The organism is Shewanella subflava (assembly GCF_025971955.1).
Lineage (GTDB): Bacteria > Pseudomonadota > Gammaproteobacteria > Enterobacterales > Shewanellaceae > Shewanella > Shewanella subflava.
Map to the genome: position 1 here is coordinate 64,230 of NZ_JAPDMX010000024.1, position 17,656 is coordinate 81,885.

The window sequence follows — 17,656 nt, forward strand, 5'->3', positions numbered from 1 at the left end:
ATCGTTTTACGCTAATGACATCACAACTGCTTGAGTCCACCCAGAATGATTTACTCGCTGCGCAACTGCAGCAGGTTTTTGGCTATCGTGATTTTCGTGATGGGCAGCGTGAGGTTATTGAACAAGCCCTATCGGGAAATGACACCTTAGTGATTATGCCTACAGGTGGGGGTAAAAGTATGTGTTATCAGTTACCCGCACTGGTGTTGCCAGGGGTAACTATTGTTGTCTCGCCGCTGATTTCATTGATGAAAGATCAAGTCGATAGTTTAAGACAAAGTGGAGTGAGTGCTGCGTATTTAAATTCATCGTTGCCGCGTGAGCAAAGTGCCGCCATTTTACGGCAATTGCATCAAGGTGAAATAAAACTGCTGTACGTCTCCCCCGAACGTTTATTAAGACCCGATTTCATTGAACGTATGCATGAGCTGACAATTTCATTATTTGCCGTAGATGAAGCGCATTGTATTAGTCAGTGGGGACATGATTTTCGACCTGAGTATGCCGCTTTGGGCGCGCTTAAACAGCATTTTCCACATATTCCATTAATGGCATTAACGGCCACTGCTGATCAAGCGACTCGGCTGAGTATTTGTGAGCGCCTCCATATTCAGCCTTATGTGTTGCTAGCTAGCTTCGATCGCCCAAATATTCGTTATACCGTGGCAGAAAAATTAAATGCTGCCAATCAGCTGCGCCAATATCTGCAATCTCAAAATGGTACCAGTGGCATTATTTATTGCAGTAGTCGCCGTCGGGTGGATGAGGTCGCAGAACGTCTTCGTTTACAAGGCTTTAATGCACAGGGTTACCATGCGGGAATGAGTCAGGAAGACCGAGTTGATATTCAGGATAAGTTTTTAAAAGATCAAGTGGATATTGTGGTGGCTACGGTTGCCTTTGGTATGGGGATAAATAAGTCTAATGTAAGGTTTGTGGTGCATTACGATATTCCTAAAAGTATAGAGTCTTACTATCAAGAAACAGGCCGAGCAGGTAGAGATGGACTCGATGCTGAAGCATATATGTTGTTTGATCCCGCAGATATTGGCCGTGTGCGTCACTTAATTGAGCAATCTGAACCGGGTCCTCAACAGCAAGTCGAGTTTCATAAATTGCATACCATGGCCGCCTTTGCGGAGGCGCAAACCTGTCGGCGCCAAGTGTTACTGCACTATTTTGATGAAAGCGCATCTGAACCCTGTGGTAACTGTGATATTTGCTTAGACCCGCCAAAACGTTATAACGGCACAGAAGACGCACAAAAAGTATTATCTTGTGTGTTTCGTTTACAACAACGTTTCGGCATGCACCATGTGATTGATGTGCTTAGAGGCTCTAAGGCTGCCAATGTGGTTGATAGAGGGCATGATAAACTGACCACATGGGGTATTGGCGCGGATAAATCGGCAGAGTACTGGTTAAGTGTACTGAGGCAATTGATCCATTTAGGTTTGGCCAGTCAAGATATCACCCGAGGTTCTAGTATTCGATTAAACCCAGCCGCGAGACCTATTTTAAAAGCTGAAATGGCCTTGATGTTGGCTGAGCCACGGATTCAATTGTTGGACGTTAAGCGAAAATCAACGACTCGAACGGTTCAGCAATATGATCGTAAATTATTTGCGCGATTAAAACTGTTGCGCCGCGAATTGGCTGAACAACATGATATTCCACCTTATCTAGTATTTAATGATGCCACACTGGCTGAGATGTCAGCTATGCTGCCCACCAGTCCAGGTGAAATGTTAGCTGTGAATGGTGTAGGTCAAATTAAATTGGACCGTTTTGGTGGTGAGTTTTTAGATGAAATTAGCGATTATTTAACCAACGGATAAGTTCAAACACGGTAAATCATGTTGTTTATTTATCGCCAAATTGTTTTTGTTGTTGGCTTAATTTATTTAACTCTGCACGTTTTAATAATGTTTCGAGATTATCCAACTGCTGTAAGCTCGCACAGCCAAAATGCAGTTTACCAGACACGTATGGCTGAATAATTGGTGTGAGTTGTCCAATCACTTTTAGCGCCCCTTCTTCAGAAGCAAAGGGTAATAAAATGGCCATTCTATTACACTCTACACGCAAAATCTTATCTTGTTCACGTAAAGTGTGTTGTATCTCTTCCTGAGCAATTGCGACATCTACTTCGCGCATTTGATGTGTATCTAATAGTAATAATGTCAGAGGGTAATGGCTTTGCTTGGCTTGACTTAATAACGCATCAATCCGCTGCAATGGGTCATTAACATTCTCCGATGTTATATTCGCTTTGGGTTTTCGGTACATAAAAACCACGAATGAGGCGAGCAAAATGAAAATGCCTAAGCTTAACAGTGCCACATTTTGTGCCTGAAACATTAATGAAGAGGCGTTTATTTCATTCGAAATATTTTCAATTGGCTCTCTGCTGGCTTTTATTTGATCAATACGAGAGTTGGATAGTTGCTGATTCGCTTTTTGACCTGCATTGAACTTCAGTTTCTGTTGCTTTAATGCCAACTCGAACTGGTTTTGTTGCTCATAATAATCACTCAGTATTTGATGAAACTCTATCAGGTCAAAATATTGCTCACTATTATCGGCTTGTTTAATGATATCTGCCATTAAAGTGAATGCTTCAACGGTTTTATGCTGCGCAAAATAAATCAGTGACAATGTCCGTTTAGCACGCATTACTTTTAAATCATCCGCAGTGTCAATAAAGTGCAGTAAGCTTTTATTAATGGCTTGTTCAGCAGCACTTAAGTTACCTAAATGCAGCTCAATATATGCTATTTGAGCATTAAATAATGCTTGATTACGTATATTTCCTAATTCAGGGGGGATTTTTTTAGATTGATTTAAGTAATTCTGTGCTGCGACTAAATCTCCCTGTGAAAGTGATATCCTTGCCAAATAAAATGCTGTGCTAATAGCAATAGCGCCATTTGTTTGTGGATCTGTTTGGATTTCCTTGGCGTATTCGAGTGCGGTTTGTTCATCTCCTGATGAGTAGAGCAAGTTGCTCATGATCATTTTTAAATAAGGGGCTGGAACCATATACCAAGAGGGTAATTGTCGTTTAGCTGTTGGATACAACTCTTTGGCAACTTTTATACTTTCTGATGCTTGTGCATAATTACCGTTGATATTTTCTCGTAAAGACCGAGCGACGAAACCTAATAGCAATGCTTGAGGTTGATTATATTGTTTGGCGAGCTTAATGGCTTCTTCATTGATTAAAGTTGATAAAGTATATTTGCCCAATGAATCATAAGCACTGGCTTCACAGGCCAAAAAGTATGCTTTAGCTTGATCAATCCGCATCATCTTAGTGTTATCAGCACCTTGTTTCGCTAACTCAACAGCCTGCTCATTTTGACCGAGATCGATAAAATTAAAGCAGCTGACCAATTGTAATTTTAGAAACAAAGTATCTGAAAAAGGTTGGTGTTGGTGGCTTACTTCGAGCTGATCAATCAAAGATTTAGCACGATTAGGATATTGAGGAGAAAGCCAAGAGAGGTAATCAAGTTTTTGGTTAACCGTTTTTGTTTCAAAATCCTGTTCTGAAAATTCAGTGGTTGCAGATGTCGCTGGCGTAAGGCTTATGATCAGTAGTATAGCGGTAAAAAAGATCGCCCTAGTAGGCGAAATTAGGCCCTTAATACAAGAAGGTACTGACAGCAAAAACATGATCACCTAAATTGGGTTGAGTAAAAACTGAATAATTGAATCGAGTATACCGATTTTGATGAAAATTAGGCAGCAAATAAATGCTTACACAAGAGGCTGTTGATCTTTGTTGATTGAATATGGTTCCAAATAAAAATGTATTGTTGAGGTGAATGGATTGATGCCTACATACCTAAGCTATTCAGCAAATAGTCCAACGGTTTATCTAGATTCTCGACACCACAAAGTCTGTGCGGGGTAAAACACAAATAGCCTCGAAAGCTCAACACGCTCTATGGTTTTGTCGTTGACTTTTAATGATTGAAAATATATTCATTCAATCATTATTGATTACTATTGGCCATTCATATTACTCAACTTGATAAAAAGGGGGTTGACACTGGAACGCTACCGAGGTAATTATTAACCCAAGAGAAATTCAGTTACTGTTGATCATAGAATAGATATTTAAAAATAATGAATAGAATATATGCACTACTAGGCCTCCTTCTCCTCATTCGCAAACATTGCGCGGAGCCTTTTGTGTTACATGTGAATTAAGATTCTCACCCATCACAAACCCCGCGCATTATGTCGCGGGGTTTTTTGTTTATACACATTTGAAAATTGAGCTATTGCTGGTTTGAATCAAAAAGCAAAGGCAAAAATGGAGTAAAGTCGATGTCAGATAGAGTAATAATTTTTGATACCACGCTACGAGATGGTGAACAGGCATTAGCCGCCAGTTTGACAGTGAAAGAAAAACTTCAAATTGCCTTAGCATTAGAGCGTCTTGGTGTTGATGTGATGGAAGTGGGTTTTCCTGTGTCTTCACCCGGTGATTTCAAATCAGTACAAACCATTGCCCAAACGATAAAAAATAGCCGTGTATGTGCTTTGGCTCGAGCGTTAGAAAAGGATATTGATTCTGCAGCTCAGGCGTTATCGGTAGCGGATCAATTCCGTATTCACACCTTTATTTCAACTTCAACGATTCATGTGGAAAGTAAATTAAAACGCAGCTTTGATGATGTATTAGCGATGGCAGTTCATGCGGTTAAATATGCGCGCCGTTTTACCGATGATGTTGAATTTTCATGTGAAGATGCGGGCCGCACACCGATTGATAATTTATGCCGTATGGTCGAGGCTGCCATTACCGCTGGTGCAAGAACCATTAACATTCCAGATACCGTCGGTTATACCATTCCAAGTGAGTTTGGCGGGATTATTCAAACTTTATTTAATCGTGTGCCGAATATCGATCAAGCAGTGATCTCCGTGCACTGCCATGATGACTTAGGTTTATCTGTGGCTAACTCGATTACTGCCGTTGAAATGGGGGCTCGTCAGGTTGAATGTACTATCAATGGTATTGGCGAGCGTGCCGGTAACTGTTCGCTTGAAGAAATCGCGATGATTTTATCAACCCGTAAAGGGTTGTTGGATTTAGAATGCGGAATTAATGCTAAAGAAATTCATCGCACTTCAAGCTTAGTGAGTCAGTTATGTAATATGCCCATTCAAGCCAATAAAGCGATTGTAGGTAGCAATGCATTTTCGCATTCATCGGGCATTCACCAAGATGGCATGTTGAAAGCGAAAAATACCTATGAAATTATGACGCCAGAGAGCATAGGCTTGAACCGCAATAATTTAAATATGACGTCGCGTTCGGGCCGTCATGTGATTAAACATCGTATGGAAGAAATGGGTTATTTGGCCACTGATTACGACATGGATAGCTTATATGATCAGTTCTTAAAATTAGCCGATAAAAAAGGCCAAGTGTTTGATTATGATCTAGAAGCTTTAGTTTTCATGGAATCACAAGCTCAAGACGATGATAACTATGAATTACAACACATGATGGTGCATTCGGACTCTACCGAAGGGGTTGCTACAGCCACTGTGCGCATTGTGGTTGATGGAGTACAACGAACTGAAGCTGCAACGGGTAATGGTCCTGTTGATGCGGCGTACAATGCCATTGCCCGTGCAACGGGACGTGATATTAACATTACCAGTTATAAATTAGGTGCCAAAGGCGAAGGCCAAAATGCATTAGGCCAAGTGGATATTACCGCTAAATATAACGGCCAAAATTTCCATGGTGTTGGCTTAGCAACGGATGTGGTTGAGTCATCTGCCCAAGCCTTAGTTCACGTAATGAACTTGACGTATCGAGCCGATAAAGTGGCTGATTTTAAACAACAGATTCATAAAAATAGGGAGTTAGGTGGCGTATGAGTTATCAAGTAGCAGTATTGTCGGGTGATGGGATCGGTCCTGAAGTGATGGCTGAAGCGCGTAAAGTGCTAGCTGAAGTGGAAGCGCGCTTCAAACTGGATATTAACTACACCGAATATGACGTAGGCGGCATTGCGATTGATAACCATGGTTGTCCATTACCAGATGCAACCCTAAAGGGATGTGAAGCCGCAGATGCGATTTTATTCGGCAGTGTGGGTGGTCCTAAATGGGAACATTTACCGCCGAACGATCAACCAGAACGTGGAGCATTATTGCCACTTCGTGGTCATTTTGAGCTGTTTTGTAATTTACGTCCTGCAAAATTGCATGATGGTCTAGAGCACATGTCACCGCTTCGCAGTGATATTTCAGCTCGGGGTTTTGATGTCTTGTGCGTGCGCGAGTTAACCGGTGGGATTTACTTTGGTAAACCAAAGGGACGCCAAGGCGAAGGTGATGACGAAGAAGCTTTCGACACCATGCGCTACAGTCGTCGCGAGATCACCCGTATTGCCCGCATTGCCTTTGAGGCCGCTCGTGGCCGTAAAAACAAAGTTACGTCAGTCGATAAAGCTAACGTGTTAGCCTGTTCGGTATTATGGCGTCAAGTGGTGGAAGAAGTGGCTAAAGACTTCCCCGATGTCACCTTAGAACATATCTATATCGATAACGCCACGATGCAACTATTACGTCGCCCAGATGAGTTTGATGTCATGCTGTGTTCAAATTTATTTGGTGATATTTTATCCGATGAAATTGCCATGTTAACGGGCTCAATGGGGTTATTATCTTCAGCAAGTATGAATAGCACGGGATTTGGTTTATTTGAGCCTGCGGGTGGCAGCGCCCCAGATATCGCAGGAAAAGGCATTGCTAACCCTGTGGCGCAAATTTTATCTGCGGCGTTAATGCTGCGTCATAGCTTAAAACAAGAAGAGGCAGCAAGCGCGATAGAACGTGCGGTCAGTCAGGCTTTATCAGCAGGCTATTTAACTGGCGAGCTATTAACCGCAGATCAACGCAGCCAAGCAAAATCGACCAAACAAATGGGTGATTTTATCGCTAATGCCATTAAGGAAGGTGTCTAATGACGCAAACTCGCGCAAAAACATTATACGAAAAAGTATGGGACGCACATCTTGTTGCGACGCCAGAGGCTGAAGCGCCAATTATTTATGTGGATCGTCACTTAGTTCATGAAGTGACTTCTCCCCAAGCATTTAGCGGCTTAAAAGTGGCTGGACGTAAATTACGTGCTCCCGAAAAAACCTTCGCCACTATGGATCATAATACGTCAACCAAAAGTGCCAGCCTTGATGCATTAAGCCCAATGGCGCGGACTCAAGTTGAAACTTTAGCGCAAAACTGTAAAGAATTTGGTGTGCGTTTATATGATATTCACCATCCTAATCAAGGGATTGTGCATGTGATGGGGCCTGAGTTAGGCATTACTTTACCGGGTACTGTGATAGTGTGCGGTGATTCACACACTGCCACTCATGGTGCTTTTGGTGCCTTAGCATTTGGAATTGGTACCTCTGAAGTTGAGCATGTACTTGCAACACAAACCTTACGTCAATTAAAAGCCAAAACCATGAAAGTGGAAGTGCGTGGACAAGTGACTGATGGTGTGACGGCTAAAGATATCGTGTTGGCGATTATTGGTAAGCTGGGTATGGACGGCGGCACAGGCTATGTTGTTGAGTTTTGTGGCGAGGCCATTGAAGCATTATCAATGGAAGGGCGCATGACACTCTGTAACATGGCCATCGAAATGGGTGCAAAAGCCGGTATGGTTGCGCCAGATGAGACCACATTTAGCTATTTAAAAGGGCGTGAATTTGCACCTAAAGGCGCAACATGGGAGCAAGCCGTTGCAGCTTGGTCTGAGCTAAAAACCGATGCAGACGCTCAATTTGATGCGCAAGTGGTGTTAGACGCTAAAGACATTGCGCCGCAACTCACTTGGGGTACTAACCCTGGTCAAGTTGTGGCGATTGATGGCGTAGTGCCTAATCCTGATGACGAAACCAACAGCACTGAGCGTAATAGCATCATTAAAGCGTTGGAGTACATCGGCTTAACTGCTGGCACCAAAATGACTGATGTTGCAATCAATAAGGTGTTTATCGGTTCATGCACCAATTCACGTATTGAAGATTTACGTTCAGCCGCAGCGCATGCTAAAAACCGTAAAGTGGCCGCAGGGGTAACTGCAATTGTGGTTCCGGGTTCTGGTCAGGTTAAGTTGCAAGCGGAAGCGGAAGGCTTAGATAAAATCTTTATTGAGGCCGGTTTTGAATGGCGTTTACCTGGTTGTTCAATGTGTTTAGCCATGAATGATGACCGTTTAGAAGCGGGCGATCGTTGCGCATCCACCAGTAATCGTAACTTCGAGGGGCGACAAGGCCGCGGTAGCCGCACCCATTTAGTGAGCCCCGCAATGGCTGCAGCAGCGGCAATAGCAGGTCATTTTGTTGATATTCGCAAACCTTACTAAACCGAAAAAGGAAATAAACATGCAAGCATTTACTGCCCATACCGGTTTAGCGGTAACCATTGATAGTGCCAATATTGATACCGACCAGATTATTCCAAAACAGTTTTTGTCTAAAGTGACACGTGACGGTTTTGGTGTGCATTTGTTTCACGATTGGCGCTATTTAGATGATGCCGGCGATCAACCCAATCCTGAGTTTGTGCTTAATCAGCCCCGTTATAAAGGTGCGTCTATTCTGTTGGCTCAAGAAAACTTTGGTTGTGGTTCGAGTCGTGAACATGCCCCTTGGGCATTAGCCGACTTTGGTTTACGGGTCATTATAGCCCCCACCTTTGCAGATATTTTTTATGGTAATTCCATCAATAATGGTTTATTACCTGTGAAGTTATCTGCAGAGCAAGTACAACAATTAATGGATGAAGTCGCGGCTAAAGAAGGCGCAGAAATTACCGTTGATTTGCAAGCTTTGCAAGTGACATCTCCTTCTGGTGCAGTGTTTGGTTTTACTCTAGCTGAGTCAGCGCGCCATAAGTTACTTAATGGGCTCGATGCGATAGGCTTGACCTTGTCATTTGAACAAAGCATTACTGATTATGAAGCGAAAATTCCAGCTTGGTATGCATAAGCGCGAATAACGCCCTATAAAAACCTTCTAGTTTGGAAGGTTTTTTTATGCGCTTTTTTTATTGGGCTATGGCCGTTATGTATAGCATTTGAGCCCCCGTTCGAATGCAGTGCTGATATTATTGAATGTACTTTTTAGCTCTAATATTCACCATACACTATGGTATGTATTTGCAATCCGCTATTTTTCTGAATAAGGTGCTCGAGAGAATCTATCTTCGCCAATAAACCGATAAAGGGTGAATGATGTTTTCACATGGGTGTGAATGATGGTGATTTTTTGTGTATTGATAGCGTATTGCAGTAATGTAAGTTGAAGCTTTTATAGGTTAAATAATGGATAAAAAAGATGTAAAGTTACTCGATATTTTACAAAAGCAAGGTCGTATTTCTATTGCAGATCTCGCAGACAAAATGAACATGTCTGATACCCCTTGTTTACGCCGAGTGAAAAAACTTGAACAGGATAGGGTTATTACTGCTTATCAGGCCCAGTTAGATCCACAAAAGTTGGATTTGAATGTCAGTGCTTTTCTGTATATTCGCCTAACCGATTGTTCAAGTGAGTTTACTGACAAATTTGAGCAGGAAATGACTAAGTTGGCCCATATTATGGAGTGTTTGGTTGTGTCAGGTGAGTATGACTATATGCTAAAAATAGTGGCGAAGGATTTACTCAGTTTAGAGCGTTTAGTGAAACAGCATATCAGTAATTTAGACAATGTCGCGCAAGTCAGCTCTACCGTGGTATTAAAGCCCGTGTTTAGCCGGACAACCTTACCATTAGAATAACTATCGACAATAAAAAGGTGCAGCTAAAAAATGACTGCAATCGTGCAGAGTAGCTTCAGGACACGCATAAAAAAACCGCCATGTTATTAGGGCGGCTTTTTTATGCTTGATGAGCATTAACGTTAAGTGCCTGCTTCCATCGATTCGATAAATTTATTCGATTCAGCAATCGACTTGTTCATTTCTTTAATTAAGCTGGAAATGTCGGTTTGTAAGTTGGTGAACTCCCCTTTGATAGCACCAATAGCCTGCGCATTCAGGTTATGTTTCAAGTACAGCATATTGTCTTTCATTGCGGTTAAAATAGGCGGCATTTTTGCTTCGGCGCGGCGCATACTTTTTACTAAAGATTGATAAGAGCGCTGGGTTTCTTTTAACTTTGTGGTGCTATTACGACGTAAACTGGCTTTGCTAATTTCATCGATTTCAGACTGCCATTCTTCAAATAATGCTTCAGCGACATCTTCTACTTTAGTGATGCGATTGCTCACATCGTCGGCAGCCGATTGAGCTGACTCATATTCATCTTTGGCTTTGTTGTAGGCTTTTTCTAAATCGCCACCATCAAATGCCAGTAATGCCTGCATTTCTTCTAACGCGGAACTAAATTGTTGTTGGGCTTCTTCCTGTGACTCTTTAGCGTCTTGAACACGGTCAACCATGATGTCGCGTTTGTGGTAACCCACTTTTTCCATTGCACCATAATAGGCCGTTTGGCATCCGCTTATCGATAATGTGCCGATAGCAAGCGTGGCAGCTAGGCCAATTTTCATAAAATTAAATGTATTCATGTTGCGAGCCTCATGTCTGTGTTAAGCAGGGGATTTAAATTTTGCCGCGTCGATAATGCTCCACAAGTGAAAAATAGCACCAATAATAGGAGGGATAATTAACACCCAAAAGAAATAACACACGCCCACAATACAAAAGAAAGCGATAGCGGCCAAAATACGCCCTTGTAATAATTGCCCAAGACCTGGGAAAAATAAGCTAGCGACAGCGGCTAATACATTGCCAGCCGATCCTTGTTGCGACATAAATGGTATCCTTTGGTTTATATTTTGATTTGTTATAACATTGTACGAAGTTGAAATGTGATTACAATGAATATCTTACCTATCGTTTGTGAATAAGGATTTTTATGGCCAGTCGTAGCATTTTGCCATCCCTAAAAGGTTTTTTTGTCGGGGCTTGGAAATTCTTATTACATTTAAAGCAACGACTTAATGAAGATCAAATCAATATACGTGCAGGCCACTTAACCTATGTCACCTTATTATCATTAGTCCCTATAGTTGCTGTGACCATGTCTATGTTGTCTGCTTTCCCAGTGTTTAAGGGGATTCGAGGACACATTGAGAGCTTTATTTATGAAAACTTTTTACCTGCAGCGGGCGATACAGTGCAGGTATATATCAATGAGTTTGTCAGTAATGCTTCAAAGGGCACGTTTGTGGGTATTGTTGCCTTGGTCTTTGTGGCGATTATGCTGATTTCCGCTATCGATAAAGCGCTAAATAGTATCTGGCGGGTGACCGAAAAACGCTCATATGTGGTGTCGTTTTCAATGTACTGGATGGTGCTCACTTTAGGTCCAGTTCTTATCGGCGCAAGTATTTTAGCGTCATCGTATGTTTTATCGTTACAGCTACTGACTGATACTGAGTTATCAGGATTATTACCTTGGGTAATGTCGCGTTTGCCGATGATGTTTTCGGTCGCGTCAATTTTGTTGCTATATATGGTTGTGCCCAATAGAAAAGTGCGTTTTTGGCATGCGCTTTTAGGTGCCACAGTGGCAGCGTTATTATTTGAAGCCGGCAAAAAAGGCTTTGCGTTTTATGTGACGCAATTTCCCAGTTACGAAGCAATCTATGGTGCTTTGGCGGTTATTCCCATTTTGTTTGTTTGGGTTTATTTATCTTGGATGATTGTATTGCTAGGTGCGGTTATTACCGCCTCATTACCTGAGTATTTAGACAAACATGTGGCCGAGCTACTGCATAAAATCAGAATGGAAGCTGGTCATGACGCGCCGAAAAAATCCCATTTAGAAACTGAAATGACACAGTCAGGCCATGACAGCCCCCAACAAACGACACCGGCAGAGGCCGTGGTGGCGACTGAGGGAGTAAAAGATAATATTAAGCCCATTGAGTCAGTATCTTGAGTTTGATTTTTATCCGCCATGTGATGGTAGAGGTTGCTGATGGTATTGCCTTGTCTGTTTCACAATATGGACGAGTCGGCGCTAAACCTGTGTTGTATTTGCATGGCGGACCCGGTGCCGGTTGCCATGCTAGCGATGTCACATTGTTTCAACACCTAGATTTACATGTGTTTTTTATTGATCAAAGAGGTTGCGGTCGCTCGCTGGGTCATGATCTTACCGATAATACCTTAGCGGAATTAATCGAAGATATTGAACGTGTAAGACAGTACTTTGCGATTGAGCAATGGGCTATTGTGGGGGGCTCATATGGCGCGACGTTAGGATGGTTATACAGTGGGCTATATCCTAACAGGGTCAGTGAACAAATTTATTGGGGGATGTTTTTAGCCAACAATGCCGCGCGAGATTGGCTGTATGGCCCCCATGGCGCGGCGGTGTTTTTTCCTGATGATTATCACGATTTCCAACGCGCAGCGGTTCAGGGCGCAATGATACCCGATCGTATGTCCATTGAAGATATACTACTTGGATACTCGCAACGCTTTAACGCCAATAAATCACATCAGCAGTCAGCGGCATTATCTTGGAATCAATGGGAACAAAAGCTTGCTTCACCGAATCAAATTACCCTAGTGGATCCGTCGTCAGCATCGGTTACGCTGGCCGTGATCGAGCACCATCATGCCCTACATCGATACTTTTCAGCGACTGATTTATTTCAACAGGTTAACGGTAACATAAGCGCCAAAACCCATTTGATCCAAGGTGAGTTAGATTGGGTGTGTCCTGCTCATCTACTGAAGGATTTTTTACAGCAATCGCAACATCATCAGCTAACGGTTGAGGAAGTTAAATCGGGATATCACAGTTTAAATGATGCTAAGATGTTAATCCGTGTGATGCAAAGTATAGCAAACATAAGTTAAGGAAAAAGAATGAAAAAATTATTACTGTTAAGTGGTTTGTTAGTACTTTCAGCCTGTAGTGCAACGGGTCAAGAAACTCAGTCCGCAGTAGATAATAGCCTCCCTAGTACCGTTGATATGTCAGCCATGACGAATGAACAAGCGGCTGAACAATTGTATGTGTCATTGATCAAAGCTAACTATTTGGTTACTAAAGTAGGGCCGGCCCGTGTGGCGGTGCAATTGGGCGATCATCAATTTGTGTTGCAACCTAGTATGAATGCTGAGGGAATAGACCGTATTTTAGCCAATCGTTTTTACGCGGTTCACCCTCAATTACAGGGCAGTAAAGAATTGTTAGTGATGATTGGTCTACTCAATCAAAAGTTAAATTTTGCCAAGTTTTTTATTCGTGAAAATGGCGCCGTTATTCAAGTTCAAAGCAGTGCGACTTTTGTGAATGTCATGAGCCTTGAAGAAATTCGTCGTTTCTTAATTTGGACCGATGAAGGTTTACGTCAGGTGGGAACCTCTATGCCTGAAGGGACCGAAAAGCTGATTAAAGCGATACCTGTTATGCAGCATCCTCAAGGGGTTTAGTGTCAAAATGATTGGCTTAATACAACGAGTTAAACAGGCAAAAGTGACCGTGGCGGATGAAACAACGGGTGAAATCAATCAAGGATTATTGATTTTACTCGGTGTAGAACGTGAAGATAACATCGAAAAAATGCAAAAGTTGGCCAATAAAATCATTAAATATCGGATATTTAGTGATGAGGATGGCAAGATGAATCTGAATGTGTCGCAGGTGGGTGGCAAATTATTGGTGGTATCACAGTTCACTTTAGCCGCAGATACAGGTAGAGGGTTGCGCCCTAGCTTTTCAGGAGCCGCCACACCTGAGCAAGCGAATTCCTTATATGAAGCCTTTGTCGCTTATTGTCGCGAGCTTGGCGTAGAAACCCACACAGGGCGTTTTGGCGCGGATATGCAAGTGTCATTAATTAATGATGGCCCTGTGACATTTAACCTGCAGGTTTAACCATGAAAATGCATCAAGTACTGATTGACCAACTTGTTGCTACCTGGCATCAAACCATTCCACTTAGTCAGTTTATGCAGGTTAATGTAGTATCGTTTGTAACAACAAACGATACTTATATTAATGCCTCCTCGACATATTCGGATGCATTATGTACCCCAGATCAACTTATCACGACTGCGCCATTAGCGCCCAATATCAATCTGCATAACACCATGTTTGCGGGCAGTATTTACACTTTGATGACATTAACGGGTTGGGGGATGGTGTGGTTGCAACAAAAGCTGGCTGCAGTAGAAGGTGATATTGTGTTAGCGGATGCGCAAATAAAATACCATGCCCCAGTGCGCACTCAACCCACGGCAAAAGTCGTGTGGCCAGATGTGGCGTTAATGCCACTGACACAGGGACGACGTGTTAAATCAGCCTTAACTGTTGAGTTATGGTGCGATGAGTTGTTATGTGCAAGCTTCAAAGGCTTATACGTGTCGTTACCAGTGCAAATTAAATAACCTCAACTCACAATTAAATGCGTCCACATTCGATTTTATCGAACTTTTGTGTCGATTTATTCCGCTATTATTCCATTTATTAGTAGGTAAACTGTGTTCATGCCATTAAATCAGCTATTCAATGTAGTTGGGCAATGCTGATATCGTTACCAAGCTAAGGAATAATCATGAAAAAAGTTTTAATGTTGAAATCGAGTATTTTAGGCGAACATTCACAATCATCAGCATTGTTAGATGATTTGGCGATGTTATGGCAAGACAAAGGTGTGCAGATCACAACGCGTGATTTAGCCACCGATCCTGTTCCCTTACTCGATGGCGAATTAGCCAATGGTTTACGCGGCGGCGATGCGTTAAATGAACGTCAAACCGCGGCTTTGGCTTTATCAGACACACTGGTAGCTGAGCTTAAAGAAAATGACACTATTGTGCTTGCTGCGCCGATGTACAACTTTATGATCCCAACTCAGCTAAAAGCTTGGATTGATTTTATTGCTCGCGCTGGTGTGACTTTTACTTATACCGATAAAGGCCCTCAAGGTTTACTCAGTGGTAAAAAAGCCGTCATTGTGACTTCTCGTGGTGGTATGCATAAGGATGCAGGTAGCGATCACTTAGTACCTTACCTTAAGACAGTGTTGGCTTTTATTGGTATTACAGAGGTGGAAGTGATTTACGCAGAAGGGCTAAATATGGGACCAGATAGCGCCGCGACAGCGATGGCGAATGCCAAACAAGCCTTGAGCCAACTAGATTGCTGAGTGGTTTTACATTCGGATTAACAGAGGGCATTTGGCTTTAATTACTCTTGTTTAGCTAATTGCTGCCCCCAAATTATATTGAGTTTACAACTATTACGGCCAATTAAATTGCCATTTACCGTTGTGCAAGTAAATGATTTGCGACTTTAAGAATGGTTAATGCCTATTTTGGACTATAATCCAGGGTAGGCATTTTTGTATGGCACAGAATAAATATTATCAACAACAGCTGGTGTTCTAAATGCAAAAAAGGCAAATGTTGTGGGCTGTAGGATTTATAATCACGGCAGTATTGTTAGTGCCTTTATTGATGGTGGTGTCACAGCAAATCGCTGGACGGGACAGCAGTGCTCAATATGGCATCAATGGTGAAAGGATAATACCGCTTTCATTTCAATGGCAAGATGTGGCCGCGAATGTCCATCATTTTCCTGCTCAAACGCCACAATATACCTATCTATTTGCTGGTTTTTTGTCTTGCTCAGAAATTTGTCCGATACGGATCCAGCAGTTGTATCAATTGGAAAGTGCTATCAAAAAAGACAGGGTTTTAAGTCGCATAGATATCGCGTTTATGTTTATTACTATCGATCCAGAAAATGATACTTTTGCGATTCGACAACAAATGATTGATGCGCGCTCACCCAGATTTATAAGTGCCGCGCTACCAGAATCAGACCTTTTAAGCTTGTCAGGCCGTTTATCTGAAAATATTCAATCACATTCGCCTACAAATAATCATGTAGGCAACCTATATTTAATAAAGCCAAATGGCGTTGTTGCTCGTATATACACTGCCAGACAACTTTCGACAGACAGGATGTTAGCCGAATTAAAATTCGACATAGAATCGAGCTAAGGTAATAACAATGAATGAGAAACAAGCCACCCATTTACTGCTGAAGAAAGATGCCTATATTTATCGACTGTTATTGCTTCAAGTGCCGTTGTTAATTGTCAGCGGGTGCTTTGGGGCGCAGATGCTGACCTTTACAACCGTATCAGCAGTGGCAATCGCCTTGCTTACCCAGGCCAGTTATAGCGTGTTAAAAGGTACGCCCCTGTTTGGTATTGTGGCTGCCGTGCTAATGATGACGGTATCGGCAATCTTAGTGCAAAGTCAAATGGGCATGATTGAAATGCATTTTCATATCTTTGCAACTATGGGTATTTTTTTAATTTATCAACGTTGGCAACCTTTGTTAGCCTCGTTATTAACCGTTGCAGTGCATCATGTGCTGTTCACTTATATTCAGCTATCTGGCGGCAGCATTTTCGACACTCCCATTATGATTTTTGCTGGCGAGTGCTCGTGGGGCATTATGTTAGTGCATGCCTTGTTTGCGGCCGCAGAAACCTTAATTTTGATTAAAATGTCACTCTTTATGCGTGCCGACTCATCGGCAAACTTACGCATAGCCAACGCGATTCAACACATATCGGCAAATAAAGATTTATCAATTCGATTGTCTCCTGCCGACACACAGGCCGAAGCGGCATTCAACTTAATGTTGGATGAGTTAAGTCAGCTATTTAGTGATTATCGCGATATCGCGACCCAAATGGGCAGTACATCCGATCAGCTTTTAATGCTAAGCGAGCATACCCAAGAAGCGATGACGCACCAACAGCATCAAGCGCAGTCGATATCGCAAACCGCCCAGAATGTGATTCAGTATTTTCAACAGGTCACTGAAAACAGCCAGCAATCTGCCCAGCAAGCACAATCGGCCGCCTCTTCGAGCATGCAAGATAGGCAAAGTGCCTTATCGATCATGAAAGATATGCAACTATTAGAAAGCAATACCACAGAAGTGACTACTTCATTAACTGATTTAACCAAAGATGTGTCTGCTATTACCACACTATTACAGGCTATTCGGAGTATTTCAGAACAAACTAACTTATTGGCATTGAATGCCGCCATTGAGGCCGCAAGAGCAGGTGAAAGTGGGAGAGGTTTTGCTGTTGTGGCAGATGAAGTGCGTGCATTGGCGCAACGAACCAGCCAGTCAACAGATGAGATAGAAAAAGTACTTAGTCGCTTAAATCACAGCATGTTAAAAACGGTTGAGTCGATGGATGAAGGCAAGCAGCGCACGACTAAAAATGTTGAACACACCAACACCATAGCATCAGGATTAGCAGAGCGTGCCAGTCAAATTGAACAGGTGGCGAGTTTAAGCCGAAACGTTGCCGATGAAACCGCGCAACAAGGTACACAATTGAACCATATTGGTACAGAAATGCATGACAATATTCATACTGTTACCCTATTGTCAGAACAAATAGCTAAACTGGCCATTGGGGTGAATGAAATGAAGCAGATAACCCAAGAGTATCAAACTAAAGCCGCTGCTTATCAGGTGTAATATTGATTAAGTAGGCAGATTAATTACCCAGCTTATTAGTCAAAAGTTGATGTTGAATAATA

At 42.3% G+C, this 17,656-nt stretch carries 17 protein-coding genes; 14 read left to right on the top strand and 3 right to left on the bottom strand.

The features are described from left to right. The first annotated feature begins 14 nt into the window (after window positions 1-14). Window positions 15-1,838 (top strand): DNA helicase RecQ, encoded by a 1,824-nt coding sequence (recQ, locus tag OHT75_RS09450; RefSeq protein WP_264726232.1) that lies wholly within the window; start codon window positions 15-17, stop codon window positions 1,836-1,838. A gap of 25 nt (window positions 1,839-1,863) precedes the next feature. On the opposite strand, the gene OHT75_RS09455 is transcribed toward recQ, so the two are convergent. After that, entirely contained in the window at window positions 1,864-3,678 is a 1,815-nt protein-coding gene (locus OHT75_RS09455; RefSeq protein WP_264726233.1) for a tetratricopeptide repeat protein, read from the bottom strand. 660 nt (window positions 3,679-4,338) lie between these two features. Between OHT75_RS09455 and leuA the strand changes: the two genes are divergently transcribed. The 5 genes from leuA (at window position 4,339) to OHT75_RS09480 (ending at window position 9,826) form a co-directional block, all read left to right on the top strand. Further along, the gene (leuA, locus tag OHT75_RS09460; RefSeq protein WP_264726234.1) at window positions 4,339-5,907 is read left to right on the top strand and encodes a 2-isopropylmalate synthase; all 1,569 of its coding nucleotides are present in this window, start codon (window positions 4,339-4,341) and stop codon (window positions 5,905-5,907) included. Then, window positions 5,904-6,998 (top strand): 3-isopropylmalate dehydrogenase, encoded by a 1,095-nt coding sequence (gene leuB / locus OHT75_RS09465; protein ID WP_264726235.1) that lies wholly within the window; start codon window positions 5,904-5,906, stop codon window positions 6,996-6,998. Before leuA ends, leuB begins: the two co-directional genes overlap by 4 nt. Continuing rightward, window positions 6,998-8,410: a 3-isopropylmalate dehydratase large subunit gene (leuC, locus tag OHT75_RS09470; RefSeq protein ID WP_264726236.1), complete on the top strand. Its 1,413-nt coding sequence runs from the start codon at window positions 6,998-7,000 to the stop codon at window positions 8,408-8,410. Before leuB ends, leuC begins: the two co-directional genes overlap by 1 nt. A gap of 19 nt (window positions 8,411-8,429) precedes the next feature. Next, a complete protein-coding gene (gene leuD / locus OHT75_RS09475; protein WP_264726237.1) occupies window positions 8,430-9,035 on the top strand; it encodes a 3-isopropylmalate dehydratase small subunit in 606 nt (201 codons plus the stop codon). Window positions 9,036-9,370: 335 nt separating this feature from the next. After that, complete coding sequence (locus OHT75_RS09480; protein WP_264726238.1) at window positions 9,371-9,826, top strand: Lrp/AsnC family transcriptional regulator; 456 nt, start codon at window positions 9,371-9,373, stop codon at window positions 9,824-9,826. Between the two features lie 122 nt (window positions 9,827-9,948). On the opposite strand, the gene OHT75_RS09485 is transcribed toward OHT75_RS09480, so the two are convergent. Together OHT75_RS09485 and OHT75_RS09490 are read right to left on the bottom strand one after the other, a co-directional pair. Continuing rightward, window positions 9,949-10,599, bottom strand: a complete 651-nt coding sequence (locus OHT75_RS09485; RefSeq protein ID WP_264726404.1) for a DUF2959 domain-containing protein — start codon at window positions 10,597-10,599, stop codon at window positions 9,949-9,951. A 39-nt stretch (window positions 10,600-10,638) separates the two neighbouring features. Continuing rightward, the gene (locus tag OHT75_RS09490; protein ID WP_261297709.1) at window positions 10,639-10,863 is read right to left on the bottom strand and encodes a hypothetical protein; all 225 of its coding nucleotides are present in this window, start codon (window positions 10,861-10,863) and stop codon (window positions 10,639-10,641) included. A gap of 104 nt (window positions 10,864-10,967) precedes the next feature. Between OHT75_RS09490 and OHT75_RS09495 the strand changes: the two genes are divergently transcribed. From OHT75_RS09495 to OHT75_RS09530, 8 genes are all read left to right on the top strand, one after another. Continuing rightward, entirely contained in the window at window positions 10,968-11,996 is a 1,029-nt protein-coding gene (locus OHT75_RS09495; RefSeq protein WP_264726239.1) for a virulence factor BrkB family protein, read from the top strand. Beyond that, window positions 11,993-12,925: an alpha/beta fold hydrolase gene (locus tag OHT75_RS09500; RefSeq protein WP_264726240.1), complete on the top strand. Its 933-nt coding sequence runs from the start codon at window positions 11,993-11,995 to the stop codon at window positions 12,923-12,925. The genes OHT75_RS09495 and OHT75_RS09500 overlap by 4 nt, the downstream gene beginning before the upstream one ends. A 9-nt stretch (window positions 12,926-12,934) precedes the next feature. Beyond that, window positions 12,935-13,504, top strand: a complete 570-nt coding sequence (locus OHT75_RS09505) for a hypothetical protein (RefSeq protein WP_264726241.1) — start codon at window positions 12,935-12,937, stop codon at window positions 13,502-13,504. A gap of 7 nt (window positions 13,505-13,511) precedes the next feature. Next, entirely contained in the window at window positions 13,512-13,949 is a 438-nt protein-coding gene (gene dtd / locus OHT75_RS09510; RefSeq protein ID WP_264726242.1) for a D-aminoacyl-tRNA deacylase, read from the top strand. Window positions 13,950-13,951: 2 nt separating this feature from the next. Beyond that, the gene (locus OHT75_RS09515; RefSeq protein WP_264726243.1) at window positions 13,952-14,461 is read left to right on the top strand and encodes a thioesterase domain-containing protein; all 510 of its coding nucleotides are present in this window, start codon (window positions 13,952-13,954) and stop codon (window positions 14,459-14,461) included. 167 nt (window positions 14,462-14,628) lie between these two features. Continuing rightward, the gene (locus tag OHT75_RS09520) at window positions 14,629-15,222 is read left to right on the top strand and encodes an FMN-dependent NADH-azoreductase (protein ID WP_264726244.1); all 594 of its coding nucleotides are present in this window, start codon (window positions 14,629-14,631) and stop codon (window positions 15,220-15,222) included. Between the two features lie 241 nt (window positions 15,223-15,463). After that, a complete protein-coding gene (locus OHT75_RS09525) occupies window positions 15,464-16,081 on the top strand; it encodes an SCO family protein (protein WP_264726245.1) in 618 nt (205 codons plus the stop codon). Window positions 16,082-16,091: 10 nt separating this feature from the next. Then, window positions 16,092-17,594, top strand: coding sequence for a methyl-accepting chemotaxis protein (locus tag OHT75_RS09530; RefSeq protein WP_264726246.1), 1,503 nt, complete (start codon window positions 16,092-16,094; stop codon window positions 17,592-17,594). Window positions 17,595-17,656 lie beyond the last annotated feature (62 nt).